This window comes from Arthrobacter sp. B0490 (assembly GCF_002929355.1).
GTDB lineage: Bacteria > Actinomycetota > Actinomycetes > Actinomycetales > Micrococcaceae > Arthrobacter_D.
On record NZ_PJIR01000024.1, the window covers coordinates 1 to 16,129 of the forward strand.

A 16,129-nucleotide genomic window follows, 5' to 3' on the forward strand; every position below is an offset into this window, starting at 1 on the left:
GAGCGGGCGAGGTCGGTGACCACGATCTCCATGTACGCGCAGCGGACGATGTCCGGTGCGGGGACCGAGGGCGTGGGGATGGGCTGGGCCATGGCGGTTCTCTCTTCGTCGTGCGGACGGATGGTCAGCCTTCGTCGGCTGCGGAGTCCTCGATGGTGCCGAACTTCGGCGTGTGGACGGTGCCGAGCGTGATGTGCACGGCCTGCTGGTCCGTGTAGAAGTCGATGGAGCGGTAGCCGCCCTCGTGGCCGAGGCCGGAGGCCTTGACGCCGCCGAAGGGCGTGCGGAGGTCGCGGACGTTGTGGCTGTTGAGCCACACCATGCCCGCTTCGACGCTCTGCGCGAAGGTGTGGGCGCGTGTCAGGTCCGTCGTCCACACGTACGCGGCGAGTCCGTAGCGCGTGTTGTTCGCCAGGGCCAGCGCCTCGGCGTCGTCCTCGAACGGGGTGATGGCGACGACGGGGCCGAAGATCTCCTCCTGGAAGATGCGGGCGTCGGGGGAGACGTCGGCGAAGACGGTGGGGGCGATGTAGTTGCCGTGCGGGAGGTGCTCCGGGCGGCCGCCGCCGGCGAGGAGGCGGCCCTCCGTCTTGCCGATCTCCACGTAGGAGGCCACCTTGTCGAAGTGCTCCGGGTGGACGAGGGCGCCGACCTCGGTCTTCGGGTCGTGCGGGTCACCGACCACGATCGTCCTCGCACGCGCGGCGTACTTCCGGCAGAACTCCTCGTACACGCCGCGCTCCACCAGGATGCGGGATCCGGCAGTGCAGCGCTCGCCGTTGAGGGAGAACACCCCGAACAGGGCCGAGTCGATCGCTGCATCGATGTCCGCGTCGGCGAAGACGATGCAGGGGGACTTCCCGCCGAGCTCCATGGAGAGCCCCTTGAGGTTGGCCGCAGCGTTCCGGAAGATCGTCTGGCCCGTGGTCGTCTCACCGGTGAAGGAGATCAGCGGGACGTCCGGGTGCTTCACGAGGGCGTCGCCCGCCTCCTCGCCGAGCCCGTTGACGAGGTTGAAGACGCCGTCGGGCAGGCCGGCGTCCTTGAAGATCTGCGCCCAGAGCGAGGCGGAGAGGGGCGTGAACTCGGCCGGCTTCAGGACCACGGTGTTGCCCGTGGCCAGCGCGGGGGCGAGCTTCCAGGACTCCAGCATGAAGGGCGTGTTCCACGGGGTGATCAGCCCTGCGACGCCGATGGGCTTCCGGTTCACGTAGTTGATCTGGGAGCCGGGCACCTTCATGGCGTCGTCGAACTGGGCCACGATGAGGTCCGCGAAGAAGCGGAAGTTCTCCGCCGCACGCAGCGCCTGCCCCTTGGCCTGCGTGATCGGCAGGCCGGTGTCGAACGTCTCGAGCTCGGCGAGCCGCTCCTCCTGCGCCTCGACCGCGTCGGCGATCCGGTTCAGCACACGCGCCCGCTCGCGGGGCTTCATGCGGGGCCACGGCCCGCTGGTGAAGGCCTCGCGGGCCGCGGCGACCGCGAGGTCGATGTCCTCCTGCTGCCCGGCCGCAGCCGTCGCGTACGGGGTGTTGGACACGGGGTCGAGCACGTCGAAGGTCGCACCGTTCACGGAGTCGACGAAGCGGCCGCCGATGTAGTGCTGGATGGAGGAGGGCAGCCCCTCCGGGATGTACTGCTCGGTCGCGGCGCCGGTCGTCGTCATCGGTGGGTCCTCACGGTGGTTCTGGACGGGGTTCTGGACGGGGTGCTGACAGGGATCATCGACGCGGTCAGGGGTGCGTGTCGTGGGCGTGCGCCAGGTACGCGTCGAGCGTGGCGCTGCGGTGGGACCGGGCGGCACGCTCGATCTCGTCGGCGTCGGCCGACTCCTCGATCAGGCGCAGCAAGCCCTCGTGTTCCTCCACCGAGGCGCGCGCGCGACCAGGGACGAAGCGGAAGGTCGAGGACCGCAGCGACGCCAGGCGGTTCCAGCCGCGGTGCACGAGGTCCAGGAGGTGCGGATTCGGGCAGCGCTCGAAGAGGACGGCGTGGAACTCCTGGTTGAGCCGAGTGAACCGCAGCGGGTCGAAGTGCTGCAGGCAGGCCCGCATCTCCTCGTTCACCGCACGGGCGCGGGCGATGTCCGCGACGCCGATGAGGGGCGCGGACAGGGCCGTCGCGGCGCCTTCGACGAGGCTCAGCGTCTGCATCGTGTACAGGTACTCGGTGGGGTCGATGCCCGCGACCGTCGCTCCCACGTTGCGCTGGAAGGTCACCAGTCCCTCCGCTTCGAGGCGGCGGATCGCCTCCCGCACGGGCACCACGCTCACGCCGAGGTCGTGGGCGATCGCCGCGAGGACGAGGCGGTGTCCGGGCGGGTAGGTGCCGTCCACGATCCGGGCCGTCACGGCGGCATAGGCCTGCTGCGACTTGCTGCCCTCCGTCGCGGCGTCCCTGGCGGTTCCTGCCACCTCAGTCATCGGACGTCCCCGCCCGCTCCGCCTCGTACCGCGCCCGCCAGGCGGCGTTCAGCGGGTAGAGGCCGTCCACGCCGTGTCCCTCGGCGACCATCCGGGCGATGAACGTCTCCTCGCGTTCCTGCGCGAGGGAGTCCTCGGCGAGCTCGACGGCGAGCGCCGGAGGGATCACGAGGATGCCGTCCGCGTCCGCGACGATGATGTCGCCGGGCTGGACGGTCGTCCCGCCGCAGGCGATGGTGACGTCGGTGTCCCACGGGATGTGGCGTCGCCCCAGCACGGCGGGGTGCGGGTTGGCGTAGAACGTGGGCATCTCCATGGCGGCCACCGTCGCGAAGTCGCGGACACCGCCGTCGGTGATGATCGCCGCCGCGCCGCGCACCTGTGCCCGGAGGGCGAGGATGTCCCCGATGGTGCCGGTACCCTTCTCGCCGCGGGCCTCCATCACGAGGATCTCGCCGTCGTTCACCGTGTCGATCGCCCTCTTCTGGGCGTTGTAGCCTCCGCCGTGCTGCTTGAAGAGGTCCTCGCGGTTCGGCACGTACCGCAGCGTGCGCGCCAGGCCGACGACGCGCTGCCCCGGCCGCGTGGAGGTGAGTCCGTCGATACTGACGTTGTTCAGGCCGCGCCTGCGCAGCTGCGAGGAGAGCGTGGCGGTGGAGACGCTCTCGAGCCTCGCCTTCAGCTCCGGGGTCAGGACGTTCACCACGGGTGCGGGCAGTCCGGCCGCTTCGCGTGACCCGTACGCCTCCTCCCGCTGCACGTCGTCGGCCCTCGGCCGGGCGCCGAAGTCCTCCAGCGGCGTCGTCCCCCCGCTCACGGTCGTGGTGAGCCGTCCGGTGGAAAGGGCGCCCGCACTGACCTCGACCTCGAGGAGGTCGCCGGGTGCCGCGACGGAGGCTCCCGCGGGTGTCCCGGTGAGAATGATGTCGCCCGGCTCGAGGGTCATCAGCTGCGACAGGTCGGCGACGAGCCGGGAGAAGGGGAAGAGGAGGTCGGCGGTGGTGTCGTCCTGGACGAGGGCGCCGTTGTGCCAGGTGCGGATGCGCAGGGCCGCGGGATCGACGGCGGCTGCGGGCAGGAGGCCCGGTCCCACGGGGGTGAAGCCGTCGCCACCCTTGGACCGCAGGTTGGAGCCCTTGTCGGCGTAGCGGAGGTCGTAGACCCCGAGGTCGTTGCTCGCCGTGACCTGACCGACGTGGCCCCAGGCGTCCGCGGGGGAGACCCTGCGGGCGGGCGTGCCGATGACGAGCGCGATCTCGCCCTCGAAGCCGAGCAGCTCACACCCCGCAGGCCGTTCGACCGGGGAACCGGACACGGCGAGCGACGACGACGGCTTGAGGAAGTAGGAGGGCTGCTCCGGGGTGCGGCCCCGCTGCGCGGCCCGGCTGGGGTAGTTGATGTGCACCGCGATCACCTTGCGGGCTGCGGCCAGAATGCCCTCGTCGACCTGATCCACCCGCGGCTCCTCATCGAGTACGAAATCGTATACGAAGGGTAGGCAGGCGTCGGAGGGTGCGTCAAGGTGCCCGGCGTACAAAGTACCCCCCGGGGGGCTAGGCGGGTCGCCCGCCGCGTCCTGGGCTGATGCCGATGTCGGGGTCCACGAAGGGGTGCTGGGTGGTCGAGGGTACGAAAGCCGATCCGTGGCGACTTGTCACGGCTCCGGGATCATCCGAGTACACGATGTACGAGGACGCGGAGGCCGACCCCCCGGCGCTGGTCTGCCAGGTGGGTTCCACGACGCTGAAGTACCACCTGCGGGCCATCGGCGACCTGCATGCAAGGCTGCTGGAACAGGGCGACCGGGTGCCGCTCGGTGCGGCCGACGAGAAGAAGGCGGCACCCGAGGGCAGCGTCGAGGCCTGGGCGCGGGATGCGTCCGATCCGGTGGGTGGCTGGTACGGGCTGAGGAACGGCTACCGGGGCCGGTTCGGGATGTACCTGCCGCCGTTGCTGGAGGTACTCGGCCTGGCTGAGCTCACGCACGAGCAGCGCAACAACAGGGTCTGCGCCGTCGGACGGCCCTGACGGACCCGGGCTCCCTCGCCGCGACCCGGGTCACGCCGTCCCGCTCGCGCCGGGTTCCCCGTCCGCCGTCGGACACCTGCCTACCGACGGGAGACCGGGTGCCGGCGTCCGCCGTCCGGCTCCGGGTCCGTCCGAGGGTCGGTCAGCGCGTCACGACGACGTGCTCGTTGGGCACGCAGTGCGTCATGGTCAGTCCCTCGACGTCGCGCGGGCCGTTGTTGCCCAGGTTCTTCAGGCGTGTCAGCTCGTCGTCGGACAGGGTCTGGCTCGCGAGGGGAGGCAGGTCCTTGACCTCGTCGAGGCCGATGCCCAGGCCTTCGCCGACACGTGCTCCGAGCTCGTCGTCGACGAGGTAGAAGTGCCAGACCATGCGTTCCTGCACCGCGCGTGCCGCCTGCCCGATGAGCGTGACGAAGTTGCCGACGAGGTCGTCCTTCTCCCACTGCTCGAGCAGCTGGTACCGCTGGCCCGCCTGCAGGTAGTCGTTGGTGAGTGGGATCCGCTTGCGCGTCAGGCGTCCGTGGATCTCGGGGCCCTGGTCGTCATGCGTGGGGTACTGGCCTTCGCGCAGGCCGCCCGTGATGGAGGGCTCGTAGTTGACGTGGGGATTCTGCCCCGGCGCGCGGTCGGTCCCGTAGGACATCTGCCCACCGCTCTGGTTCGTGTGCACGGGGGCGTTCTTCGCCGAGTTCACGGGCAGCTGGAGGTAGTTCGGGCCGACGCGGTAGCGCTGGGCGTCGCTGTAGCTGAAGGTGCGGCCCACGAGCATCTTGTCGTCCGAGAAATCGAGCCCGTCCACGAGGACGCCCGTGCCGAAGGAGATCTGCTCGTTCTCGTTGTGGTGGTCCGAGACGTTCCTGTTCAGCGTCATGGTGCCGACGAGCTTCGGCTCGAAGTCCTGCTCGGGCCACGTCTTCGTATCGTCCAGCGGGTCGAAGTCGAGTTCCGGGTGGTCGCCGTCGTCCATCAGCTGCACGTACAGGTCCCACTTCGGGTAGTCGCCGCGCTCGATGGCCTCGAACAGGTCCTTCGAGGCGTGGCCGAGGTCCGTCGCCTGGATGTTGGCGGCGTCCTCCTCGGTCAGGCTCTTGACGCCCTGCTGCGGCTGCCACGTGTACTTCACGAGTTTGGTGTCGCCCTCGGCGTTGACCCACTTGTAGGTGTTGACGCCGAATCCCTGCATGTGGCGGTAGTCCGCCGGGATGCCGCGGGGGCTGAAGAGGTTCACGAGCATGTGCATCGCCTCGGGGGTCTGCGACATGAAGTCGAAGATGCGCGCCGGTTCCTGCCTGAACGTGATGGGGTCCGGCTTCAGGGAGTGGATGACGTCGGGGAACTTGATGGCGTCGCGGATGAAGAACACGGCGAGGTTGTTGCCCACGAGGTCCCAGTTGCCGTCCTCCGTGTAGAACTTCACGGCGAAACCGCGGGGATCCCTGGCGGCCTCGGACGAATCCCGGCCGCCGATGACGGAGGAGAAACGGATGGCGACGTCGGTCTTCTTGCCCGGGTCCGAGAACAGCTTCGCCCGGGTGTAGGCGGCGATCGGCTCGTCACCGTACATGCCCGTCGCCTCGAAGTCGCCGTATGCGACGAATCCGCGGGCGTGGACCACGCGCTCGGGGATGCGCTCACGGTCGAAGTGGCTGATCTTCTCGAGGAACTGGTAGTTCTCGAGGGTGGCCGGGCCGCGGGCGCCGACCGTCCGGGAATTCTGGTTGTCGTACACCTGGTGGCCCTGGCGGTTGGTCAGGACGGCCCGGTCGTCCCCCTCGGCGGGTGGCTGGCTGGCGACATCAGTCATGCGGTTCTCCTTACGGCGGACTCTCAACAACAGTTTGTTTTGAGTAGTTCAAAACAAACGGTACAGTGTTGAGTATGCCTACCGCACCTACTACCCTCCCCGACACCGATCTGCTACGGCAGATGATCCGGGCGTCGGGGCTGAAGGTGACGGCACCCCGGGTCGCCGTGCTGCGAACGTTGCAGCAGCTTCCGCACTCGAGTGCGGAGCGCGTTTTCGACGGCGTGAAGGACGAGCTCTCCAGTACCTCCCCGCAGGCGGTCTACGGGATCCTTGCTGCTTTCACGGGGGCCGGGCTGGTCCGCCGGTTCGACCCCCCGGGCTCGCCGGCCCTGTTCGAGTGCAGGGTCGGGGACAACCACCACCATCTCGTCTGCATCAGGTGCGCGACCGTCAGGGACGTCGACTGCGTCATCGGGGAAGCGCCCTGCCTGCAGCCGTCCGACGATGCCGGCTTCACCGTCTTCGCCGCCGAGGTGACGTTCAACGGTCTCTGCGGGCAATGCCGTACTGCCGCCTCGACCGACGACGACTCCTGACCCCATAACAACCGGGCGCCGACCGATCAGCGGTCCGGCGTCCACCATCCGGGCAGACGCTCACCCCTCCCTATGCCGTCGTGCCCGAATCCGACAAGGAAGAACCATGACCCTCATTGATTCCACCCGTACCGACCTCCGCTCCACTTCCCGCAGCAGCGTGGCACCCACGCCGGCTCAGGGGAGCTACATCACGACGTCCGGCACGACGACGCCGCAGAGGCACGCGAGCACGGGCACCTATACGTCGCGCATGCCCGCATCAGCCGCTCCCGGCAGCTACGTCACGACCGGCGCGCCCAGCGCGGTGTCCGGCGGCTCGTACACCTACACGGGTTAGCCGCTCGAGGCCCCGGCGGCTGTTCGAGTCGCCGGCGCTCCCTCGCCGTGCACATCCGTACCCGTATACACCGACCGGTCCACCCGGCGCGCTCCGATCGCGCCGGGTGGACGCGTGCATGCCGGCGGATGACCACGCCGCACGGTGTTAGTGCAACCGGCCAGCGATCGAGCGGACCCGGGACAGGGCGGCGATGATAGGACGACCGATGACGTACGGAGCAGCCCGGACAGGGCGACTCCCGCGCCACGACCACGACCACCCGAGGACCTCCTGTGAACGCATCTGCCGACCACCCGAACCACGACGAATCCGCTGACCAGGAGCTCTCCGCGTCACTGGCAGGTCATGACGACCTGCCGAAGCACGACGGCGACGAGCCCACGACCCCGGGCGACGCCTCCGCGCCGGCAGCGCCCGCCGAGGACGGGGACGCGCTCGAGGAGATCGAGGACAGCCCGGTCCGGACCAAGAACAGCTGAGCCGGCGCACGACGGGCGGGCCGTGCCGCTTCGACCGGCGGCGGCCGTGGCCGTGGGTCCAAGGAGCGCTCTCCCCACCGCGGCCGGGGTCTGCCAGAGTATTGACCATGCGCCACACGCCTGCCTTCGTCCTGTCCGATGTCGACGAGGTGAAGCGGCTCGTCCGTGAGAACCCCTGGGCGACGATCGTCTCGACGCCGGCCTCCGGCCTCGTGGCATCCCACTACCCCGTCGTGCTCGAGGAGACGCCCGACGACAGCATCAGCATCGTCAGCCATGTCGGGCGTCCGGACGAGCGGCTGCACGAACTCGGCGACCATGAGGTGTTGCTGATCGTGCAGGGGCCCCATGGCTACATCTCACCCGGCTGGTATCCGAGCGGGCAGATCATCCCGACCTGGAACCACGTGACCGCCCACCTGTACGGCACGCCGGAGGTGCTGTCCGACGAGGAGAATTTCCTGGTCCTCGGCCGGCTGGTCGACCATTTCGAGCGCGTCATGCCCGACCCCGGCTCGCTGGACCTGGACGTGGAAGGGTCGCGCCGGGTGGCGCAGGGCACCGTGGGCATCCGCCTGCATGTGACCCGCTTCGATGCGCGGCTGAAGCTCAGCCAGGACAAGGCCCCCGAGGTGGCCGACCGCATCATCGACGAGCTCGAGCACGGGGATCACTACGCCAATCCCGCCCTGGCCCGCGAGATGCGGCGGGTACGGGGGTGAGCGGGGGAGACGGCATCCTGCTCCGCTCGGCGCGACTGGTCGGAGGGTCCGGCGTCCCCGTGGACGTCCTCGTCCAGGACGGGGTCATCACCTCGGTCGGTGAGGGTACGGGGGGCGGCGCGACGCCCGCCGTCGACCTGGACGGACGCTGGATCGCGCCGGGCCTCTGGGATTCGCATGTGCACATGGACCAGTGGGCCCTCGTCCGTCAGCGTCTCGACCTGTCCTCGGTGACCTCCGCAGCGGAGGCTGCCTCGCTGGTCCGGGAGCGTCTGCGGACCACGCCCTCGACCCGGCAGCCGCTGATCGGTTACGGATTCCAGGACGCCCTGTGGCCGGATGCGCCGTCGCGGGAGGTCCTCGATGCCGGGGGCGTCGACGTGCCCGTCGTCCTCGTCAGCAAGGACCTGCACACGCTCTGGCTCAACTCGAGCGCCCTCGCGGAGCACGGCCGCGCCGATCATCCGACGGGTCTGCTGCGGGAGGACGAGGCGTTCGACGTCAGCGCCCGGGTCGGCGCGGTGTCCGAGGAGCAACTCGATGCATGGGTGGCCGAAGCAGCAGCCGCGGCGGCCGCCCGCGGTGTCGTCGGCATCGTCGACCTGGAGATGACGTTCTCGGTCGATCGGTGGGCGCGACGCGTCGCAGCCGGCAGCCGGGACCTGCGGGTGCGGGCGGGAGTGTACCCACGCGATCTCGACGCCGTCATCGCGCGGGGGCTGCGCACCGGGGACATCATCGACGGAACCGGGGGCCTCGTCGCGATGGGCCCGTTCAAGATCATCACGGACGGCTCACTGAATACGCGGACCGCGTACTGCCACGATCCGTACCCCGGTCGGGGAGCAGCGGCCGACAGCCACGGGATGTCCACCGTCGGCCGGGAGGAACTGGTCGGGTACCTGCGCCGTGCGTCGTCTGCGGGCCTGGTGCCCGCGGTGCACGCCATCGGTGATGCGGCGAACGCGCTCGCCCTCGATGCGCTCGAGGAGGTGGGCTGTGGTGGCAGCATCGAACACGCCCAGCTCGTCGGTGCGGGTGACTTCGAACGCTTCGGGCAGCTCGGCATCATCGCCAGCGTCCAGCCGGAGCACGCGATGGACGACCGCGACGTCGCCGACCGGTACTGGGCCGGGCGGACCGATCGGGCGTTCGCTCTCGGGAGCCTCGTGGCCTCCGGTGCGGAGATCCGGCTGGGCTCCGATGCTCCGGTCGCGCCGCTCGATCCGTGGATCTCCATGGCCGCCGCCGTCTCACGCGCCCGCGACGGGCGTGTTCCCTGGCACGTCGAGCAGCGCGTGCTCGCGTCCGTCGCGCTCGCGTCCTCCACCGGGGGACCCGCCACCGTCGCAGCGGGCGCCGTTGCCGACCTCGTCGTCACGGAGACGGACCCGCTCACGGCGGACGACCTGCGACGGCTCGAGGTCTCGGCGACGATGCTCGGCGGCCGCTGGACCCACCAGACCCTCGACTGATCCGGGGACGGCCGCGCGAGGATCGAGAACCCGGCGAACGGTCCATCCCCCGCGGGCATCAGAAATCCCGGTCGACGGCGCCGCTCTCCGTGGCGGGTGTGTTGGAGGATCGGATGCCGGTGGGGGTGGCGACGGTCGTGCTGGGTGTCCAGATCATGGCGGCCGGCGTGCCCGTGGTGCGCAGGTTCCCCGCGCCGGTGGCGGCCGTTCCCAGCGTGACGGTGACGACCGTGCGGGGTCCGCCGTTGATGATGACGCTGGTGGCCGTCATCGTGGCGTTGAACGTCACGGTCCGGCGGTTCCTGACGTAGTTCTGCCGCAGGTTCACCGATCCGAGGTTCACGGCGGCACCGGAGCGTTGCACGTCGATCGTGTCGCCTGAGCCGTCGAGGCCCACGAGGCTTCCGTCGCGCAGGCGCACGGTCACGGGGAGTGCGGCACCGTTCCAGGTCGGGGTGACGGTGGCCGGGTTGACGGGCTGGCTGTAGGTGAAGACCATGCTGTCGCCGGGTCCGGCTGTCCCCGGTGTGGTCGTCGTGCTGGTGGTCTGGATGTCGGTGCCGCGCAGCGGGCTGTTGTCCACCCGGCGCTGGGCCACGAGGGCGGAGATCGTCTCCCGTCCCGCGGTGTCCGTGAGGACCGCGCGGAGGTCGTACAGGCCGTCGACGACCGAGCGGGTGTCCCAGTCGCAGCTGTACGGGGTGGCGACGAGGGTGCAGCGGGTCGTCCAGGTCGCGGTCCCGGAGGGGGCGGTCTGGATCCGGACCCGGCTGATACCCACGGTCGAGTTCGCCGAGGCGTTGAGCCTGGCCGTTCCGGTCAGGTAGGCACCGGGGTCCTCGACGGAGACCGAGGCGATGGTGTTGTCCACCAGGCGGTTGGACACGGCGGCGGAGGTGGTGCTGTTCCCGGCGATATCGGTGGCGATGGCGCGGAAGCCGTAGATGCCGTAGGGGAGGGTGGTGGTGTCGAGCCGGCAGGAGTAGGGAGCCGTGTCCACGGCGCAGACGGTCGTCCAGGTGGCCGTGCCGGAGCGGGCGTACTGGATCTGGGTCTGGGCGATCCCGGAATGGGCGTCGACGGCGGTCGCCGTGAGGGTCCTCGTCCCGCTCAGGGGTGTGCCGGGGTCGGTCATGGTGACCGACGGCGGGGAGTTGTCCGTCAGGATGTCCGTGAGGGTCTCGGAGTGGACCGTGGTGTTCCCCGAGGTGGCGACGGCGCGCAGGTCGTAGTAGTCGTTCGCGAAGCCGGTCGTGGTCCAGGCGCAGTCGTAGGGTGCGACGAGGTTCGTGCACAGGGCGCTCCACCGGTCGGCTCCTGCCGGGGAGTACTCCACCCGGACCGAGTAGTTCCTCGTGCCCGAGCCGGACAGGGCGGTCGCCAGGTTGACGGTTCCGCGCTGGACCTCGCCGGGATCCGCCAGCACGACCGTGAAGGCGTTGGCCACCCGGGTGGCGACCTCGGAGGAGGTGACGAGGTCGATACCGTTGGTCGCCACCGCCCGGAGGGTGTAGGCACCATCAGGTGTTCCCCCGGTGTTCCACGAGCACGTGTAGGGAGGCGTGGTCGCCGTGCAGATCGTGGTCCACGCGGTGGTGCCGGCGGAGGCGTAGTCGATGCGGACGCTCCGGATGCCCGACTGCGCGTCGGCGGCGTCGGCGGTCAGCGTGACGCCCGCCTGGACCGGGGCACCCGGATCCGCGAGCGTGACCGTGGGGGGTGTCCAGTCGGCCGCCGCGGCGAAGGTGTTCGAGGTGTTGGCGGCACTCGCCGTGAACGCTGCCGAGGAGAACGCGCCCGGGGGCACCGATGCCAGGGCGATCAGGGCCGCCAGGATGCCCAGGGCTGCCCCGGCCTGCATCCCGGCCTGTCGGGAAGCACCGGCCGGGGGTGGAGTCCCGCCGTTGCCCGGGTCGTTCCCGCCGGCGCTGGTTCCCTTCCCGTCCCTGGTCCTGGTGCGGGTGGTGAAGACGCTGATTGCGAGGGCGAGGAGCGTTCCCACCGACCACAGTGCCAGCGACGGGAAATCATGGTGGGCCAGCCAGAGGCCGGGTAGTCCGATCATCGGGATCAGGAGCCGCGCCTGGCCGGTGATCTGCTCCCGGGCCAGCGGCGTGCTGTCGGTGTCGGTGTTCGCATCCCCGGCGGTGACGAAGGTGCCGTCCGGATTGCCGGCGACGATCCGGTGCAGGCGGGTCTTCTCCACGCCACTGGGCTCGGCCGAAGCGGGGCTCGTGAACTCCACGACGGTCCCGAGGGCGACGGGTGCGTCGTCGTCCGGTGTGCCTGCCAGGACGACGTCGCCGGCGCTGATGTGCGGTTCCATCGATCCGCTCTGGACGACGGTGCCGTGCCAGCCCAGGAGGTTCGGCAGCAACGCGATCAGGGCCAGGCTGAAGACCAGTCCCAGGTACAGCCGGGAGAGGAAGGAGACGACGAAGGCCACCCAGCCGTCCGCGGAGAGCAGGGCGCCCGGCCGGGAGGCGTCCGGGGCAGGCCCGAGTTCCTCCCGGCCCATCAGGTCGTTACCGCCGTCGGCGCCGGATCAGCGGGCTGCTGGTGCCGGCGCGGCGTCGTCCGACTGGAGCTCCCAGACCAGGTCGATCCCGACCCTGGCTCCCTGCAGCGCGTTGACCTCGTCCTGGCTCATCCCCGTGATGTCGAATCTCCAGGTCGCACGGTAGCTCTGCGTCTCGCCGGGCGTCCCGGCCGTCTGCCAGACGGAACCGCCGGTGAGGAAGTCCCTGTTCTCCCGTGCAAGCGTGGACAGGGGTAGCTCGGGAACGGTGTTGGCCGTGGGCGTGAAGCCGGAACAGTTGTTGAAGGAACCACCCGTGCCCTGCTCGAGGTCGAGGTAGATCCGGTTCTCCATCCCGCGGGAGGTGATCAGGTTCTGGGTATAGGCACGCACCTCACCCGCGACGTTGGACTGGGAGGTCACGACGATGCACTTCTGGCCGGTCTGGTCGGGGACGATGTTCTCGACCGTGAAGGCGGCAGCACCGAGGTCGTCGTCGTTGAGGACCACGTTGCCGGTACTCCAGGAGTTTCCGGCATTGCGCGTGGACGCCGTAAAGGCAGCCTGCGAGCCCTGCCAGACCATGCCTCCGGCCAGCAGGACAGCCAGGGGGGCGGCGCCGAACGCCGCGAGGGTGCGCATCCGCGCAGAGGGGTTTTTCATGGAAGAGACCTTAGGTTCGAGACCGATGTGGAGACCGACGTGTCAGCGTGGTCCGTGATCGGAACCCCCTTCGCTGATGCAGTCAACGTACGGGGAGGACTGCCGATCACCTAGGAAACTGAGGAGAACCTGAGTATCGGAGGGCGATCGAGGCGCCGGTAGCGCCGGTCGCCGCATCGGGTCCCTGCCGGCGGGGAACGCCGGTAGTAGATTGCACGGTGTGGTCTCACCTCTCGCGCGGATGCTTCCCGCGCTCCTTCTCCTCTCCCTGTGCGCCTGCAACATCAACCCCGCTGCGGTGCCGTGTGAACCCCTCGGGGGCGGCACGCTCGCCCCGGCCGACGGGACGCTGATGGGGGTGAACCTCGAGTGGGGCCGGGAGACCCTCGCCGAGTACTCGGAGAAGTTGGGTCGGCGCCCTGCCGTGGCCGTGACCTTCGCCGGCTTCCCGCTCGGCCAGGAAGACCCCGGCCTCCTCGCGTCGGCCGCGGAGCAGGTGCGGCAGGAGGGCGGGATGCTGCTGCTGACGCTCGAGCCGATGGAGGGCCTGGCCGCGGTCACCGACGAGCAGGCGGTCGGGCTCGCCGCGATGCTCGCGCGGTTCAATACCAACGGAGTGCCGGTCGTCGTCCGCTTCGCCCATGAGATGAACGGCTCCTGGTACCCCTGGGGCCAGCAGCCGTCGGAGTACATCGCGGCCTTCAGGCGTGTTGCCGACGCGGTGCACCGGGATGCGCCAGGATCGGCGATGATGTGGGCGCCGAACTATGGCGGGGGGTACCCCTTCTCGGGAGGTGCGCACGAAGCCCTGCCCGGCGTGCCGGGGTTCCCCGAGCTGGACACCACCGGTGACGGGGTCCTGACGCCCGACGACGACCCCTACGCGCCGTACTATCCGGGCGACGACGCCGTCGACTGGGTGGGCATGTCCCTGTACCACTGGGGCAGCACCTATCCATGGGGCGAGAGCGAGATGCCGGAGCAGGGCAAGTTCGTCGACCAGTTGACCGGGCAGTACGACGGGAAGAACGGCGACGACTCGATGCTGCCGGACTTCTACGCCGACTACGCCGGAGGCCACGGCAAGCCGGTGGCCATCCCTGAGACGGCGGCGCTCGTCCGGGACGACATCGGTGGCCTGCGAGCCCTGAACATCAAGCGCGCCTGGTGGGAGCAGGTCTTCGATCCCGGGGTCCAGGAGCGGTTCCCGCAACTGACGATGGTGAACTGGTTCGAGTGGAACAAGGTGGAACCCGAGGTCGGCGCCGCCGTGGACTGGACGGTGGTGGAGGACGACGCCGTCCGGACCGAGTTCACCGCCGCGCTGCCGGACTGGTACCGCTTCGCCGAGGGGCCCGCGGACTGCGGGGAACCCCTGGACTAGGTCCCCGCCGGTGGAGCGGCCGGAAGCGGGGGGCTCCACCGGCAGGGGATCAGCGTCGTCCGGCGAGAGCGGCCCGGAAGGCGCTGGTCGAGGCATCGCTGCTGTTGATGCGCCAGTCGGCCTCCTTGTCGATGTGGAACCAGATCAGGGCCATCACGTCGGGTTGCGCCGAGAGGTACTGGAAGAGGGCCGTGGTCCAGGCCGCCTTCGAACCGCCGATCTCCGAGGACGCCGTCTCGGCGATCATGATCGGTCTGCCCGGTGCCAGCTGCCTCACCTGCGACAATCCCTCCCCGAACAGTGCCTGCGGTTCCTGCCACGTGCTCCAGGCCTGCGAGGTCCCCCAGTTGTAGCCGTCCAGTGCTGTCGCGTCGACGTAGTCGGCGCCCGGGTACAGCTGCGCGAGCGGTGTGGAACCCCAGTAGGGGACGTTCGGGTTCCAGACCCAGCGGATGTTGGTGGCCCCGGTCGAGGCGACGACGTCGTGGACGTGACGGTACGCGGCGATGTAGTCGCCGGCGCCGTTGCCGTTGACGCCTTCGGCCCACGGATACCAGTTCCCGTTCATCTCGTGTCCGAACCGCAGGTACACCGGCTGGCCCCACTGCCCGAGGGCCGATCCCCACTGGCGCAGGTAGGCATCGAAGTCACCGGCCGCGATGCGGTCGAGGGAGTAGGCGGGCTGGTCGGTGCCGCCTCCCCAGGCCCAGGGTTCCCAGGTCAGCAGCGTCTCTGCTCCCCGTGCGCGTGCCGCGTCCAGTTCGGCAAGGGGCGGAGCCTGGTTGAAGTCCTTGTACGACAGCACCAGGGACGGCGCTTCTCCGGCAAGGACCGTCACCTCGTCCAGTTCAGCTCCCGCTGCCGGACCGCCCTCGGTGCCGACACCGAACCTGATGCCCTTCGCCGACGCCGGCGTGCCCGGTGCCGGCGCGGGGGCCACGACGGTGAACACGGACGACGCCGATGCGGCACCTGCCGTCGCGGTGATGGTGACGGAGGATCCCGGTGGGATGACGACCGAGGAGAGGAAGGAGCCCTTCCCGTTCGTGCTGATCACCGTGGCGGAGACCCCGTTCGTGAGCGACCCGCGGGTGTTCTTGGGGAACCCTGCACCGGTGACCGTCACGGATGTCCCTGCCGGTCCCGTCGTGCTGCTGAGGCCGATCGACGCCGCCGCCTGCGCTGCGGGAAGACCGCCTGCCGAGAACACGGCGACAGCGCACATCAGCAGGAGAAGACGCAGGACGGGGCCGCGACGAGCCGTCCGCGCGGCTGCAGGCGGGGCTTCGGACGGCGCTTCGGCCTGTGCTTCGGTGGGGGACAAGGGCGGGGCTGGGACCATGACGGACGCCTCCACTGGTTCGGTAGCCCGGCTGACCCGTGGGGTCCCGTGGCTTTGCGTCGCCGGCTCGCACCGGGTTTGCCTTCACCCCCGGGCGGTTGCCCGGAGCGGCCCGACCATCCAGGTGCCGGGCCTTTCCATCCTGCCCCACGGCTGTCGCCAGGACCGGCGGAACCGCGAAGGATACCGGCAGGATTCCTGCAGGACCCGTTCCCCTTGAGTACCGCCCCGCCGCGGACTAGCATCGGCGTCACGATAGTAGAACGAGGCGTTCGATTATCGAACACGACAGCAGCGGTGCGACCACGACGAAGTGAGGACAGTCCGTGCAATTCCACCACCATGGTTACGTCTCGGGCGACCCCCGGATCCAGCCCGCAGCAGGCGTCGGGCTCGACCGGCCGGAGGAGCT

14 protein-coding genes and 1 riboswitch are annotated in these 16,129 nt (G+C 69.8%); of the genes, 7 read left to right on the forward strand and 7 right to left on the reverse strand.

The annotated features are described in order from the left end of the window. Positions 1 to 124 precede the first annotated feature (124 nt). The 3 genes from hpaE to CXQ97_RS17980 all read right to left on the reverse strand — a co-directional run bounded on the left by hpaE (position 125) and on the right by CXQ97_RS17980 (position 3,876). Positions 125 to 1,663, reverse strand: a complete 1,539-nt coding sequence (gene hpaE, locus CXQ97_RS17970) for a 5-carboxymethyl-2-hydroxymuconate semialdehyde dehydrogenase (protein WP_104182261.1) — start codon at positions 1,661 to 1,663, stop codon at positions 125 to 127. 67 nt (positions 1,664 to 1,730) lie between these two features. Continuing rightward, positions 1,731 to 2,420, reverse strand: coding sequence for a GntR family transcriptional regulator (locus CXQ97_RS17975; protein WP_104182262.1), 690 nt, complete (start codon positions 2,418 to 2,420; stop codon positions 1,731 to 1,733). Continuing rightward, complete coding sequence (locus CXQ97_RS17980) at positions 2,413 to 3,876, reverse strand: fumarylacetoacetate hydrolase family protein (RefSeq protein ID WP_104182263.1); 1,464 nt, start codon at positions 3,874 to 3,876, stop codon at positions 2,413 to 2,415. The genes CXQ97_RS17975 and CXQ97_RS17980 overlap by 8 nt, the downstream gene beginning before the upstream one ends. 161 nt (positions 3,877 to 4,037) lie before the next feature. Between CXQ97_RS17980 and CXQ97_RS17985 the strand changes: the two genes are divergently transcribed. Further along, complete coding sequence (locus CXQ97_RS17985; protein WP_104182264.1) at positions 4,038 to 4,448, forward strand: DUF6855 family protein; 411 nt, start codon at positions 4,038 to 4,040, stop codon at positions 4,446 to 4,448. A 142-nt stretch (positions 4,449 to 4,590) separates the two neighbouring features. Here the strand turns inward: CXQ97_RS17985 and CXQ97_RS17990 are convergent, their stop codons facing one another. Then, positions 4,591 to 6,252: a catalase gene (locus CXQ97_RS17990; RefSeq protein WP_104182265.1), complete on the reverse strand. Its 1,662-nt coding sequence runs from the start codon at positions 6,250 to 6,252 to the stop codon at positions 4,591 to 4,593. A gap of 74 nt (positions 6,253 to 6,326) precedes the next feature. Between CXQ97_RS17990 and CXQ97_RS17995 the strand changes: the two genes are divergently transcribed. The 5 genes from CXQ97_RS17995 (at position 6,327) to CXQ97_RS18015 (ending at position 9,810) form a co-directional block, all read left to right on the forward strand. Continuing rightward, positions 6,327 to 6,791 carry a Fur family transcriptional regulator gene (locus CXQ97_RS17995; protein ID WP_104182266.1) on the forward strand — a complete coding sequence of 155 codons (465 nt, stop codon included), beginning with the start codon at positions 6,327 to 6,329 and terminating at the stop codon, positions 6,789 to 6,791. A 106-nt stretch (positions 6,792 to 6,897) separates the two neighbouring features. Beyond that, positions 6,898 to 7,131, forward strand: a complete 234-nt coding sequence (locus CXQ97_RS18000; protein WP_104182267.1) for a hypothetical protein — start codon at positions 6,898 to 6,900, stop codon at positions 7,129 to 7,131. A 275-nt stretch (positions 7,132 to 7,406) separates the two neighbouring features. Further along, entirely contained in the window at positions 7,407 to 7,613 is a 207-nt protein-coding gene (locus tag CXQ97_RS18005; protein WP_104182268.1) for a hypothetical protein, read from the forward strand. A 107-nt stretch (positions 7,614 to 7,720) separates the two neighbouring features. Then, positions 7,721 to 8,335, forward strand: coding sequence for an FMN-binding negative transcriptional regulator (locus CXQ97_RS18010; RefSeq protein WP_104182269.1), 615 nt, complete (start codon positions 7,721 to 7,723; stop codon positions 8,333 to 8,335). After that, positions 8,332 to 9,810: an amidohydrolase gene (locus tag CXQ97_RS18015; protein ID WP_258062754.1), complete on the forward strand. Its 1,479-nt coding sequence runs from the start codon at positions 8,332 to 8,334 to the stop codon at positions 9,808 to 9,810. The genes CXQ97_RS18010 and CXQ97_RS18015 overlap by 4 nt, the downstream gene beginning before the upstream one ends. A 58-nt stretch (positions 9,811 to 9,868) precedes the next feature. Here the strand turns inward: CXQ97_RS18015 and CXQ97_RS18020 are convergent, their stop codons facing one another. Both CXQ97_RS18020 and CXQ97_RS18025 read right to left on the reverse strand, forming a co-directional pair. Next, a complete protein-coding gene (locus tag CXQ97_RS18020) occupies positions 9,869 to 12,328 on the reverse strand; it encodes an Ig-like domain-containing protein (RefSeq protein ID WP_104182270.1) in 2,460 nt (819 codons plus the stop codon). A 27-nt stretch (positions 12,329 to 12,355) separates the two neighbouring features. After that, positions 12,356 to 12,991, reverse strand: a complete 636-nt coding sequence (locus CXQ97_RS18025) for a hypothetical protein (protein ID WP_146069711.1) — start codon at positions 12,989 to 12,991, stop codon at positions 12,356 to 12,358. 220 nt (positions 12,992 to 13,211) lie between these two features. On the opposite strand from CXQ97_RS18025, the gene CXQ97_RS18030 reads away from it, so the two are divergent. Beyond that, complete coding sequence (locus tag CXQ97_RS18030) at positions 13,212 to 14,375, forward strand: glycoside hydrolase family 26 protein (RefSeq protein ID WP_258062755.1); 1,164 nt, start codon at positions 13,212 to 13,214, stop codon at positions 14,373 to 14,375. 49 nt (positions 14,376 to 14,424) lie between these two features. Here the strand turns inward: CXQ97_RS18030 and CXQ97_RS18035 are convergent, their stop codons facing one another. Continuing rightward, positions 14,425 to 15,600, reverse strand: a complete 1,176-nt coding sequence (locus CXQ97_RS18035) for a glycoside hydrolase family 26 protein (RefSeq protein WP_104182274.1) — start codon at positions 15,598 to 15,600, stop codon at positions 14,425 to 14,427. Positions 15,601 to 15,735: 135 nt separating this feature from the next. Continuing rightward, positions 15,736 to 15,810: riboswitch (cyclic di-GMP riboswitch) on the reverse strand. Positions 15,811 to 16,129: the final 319 nt, after the last annotated feature.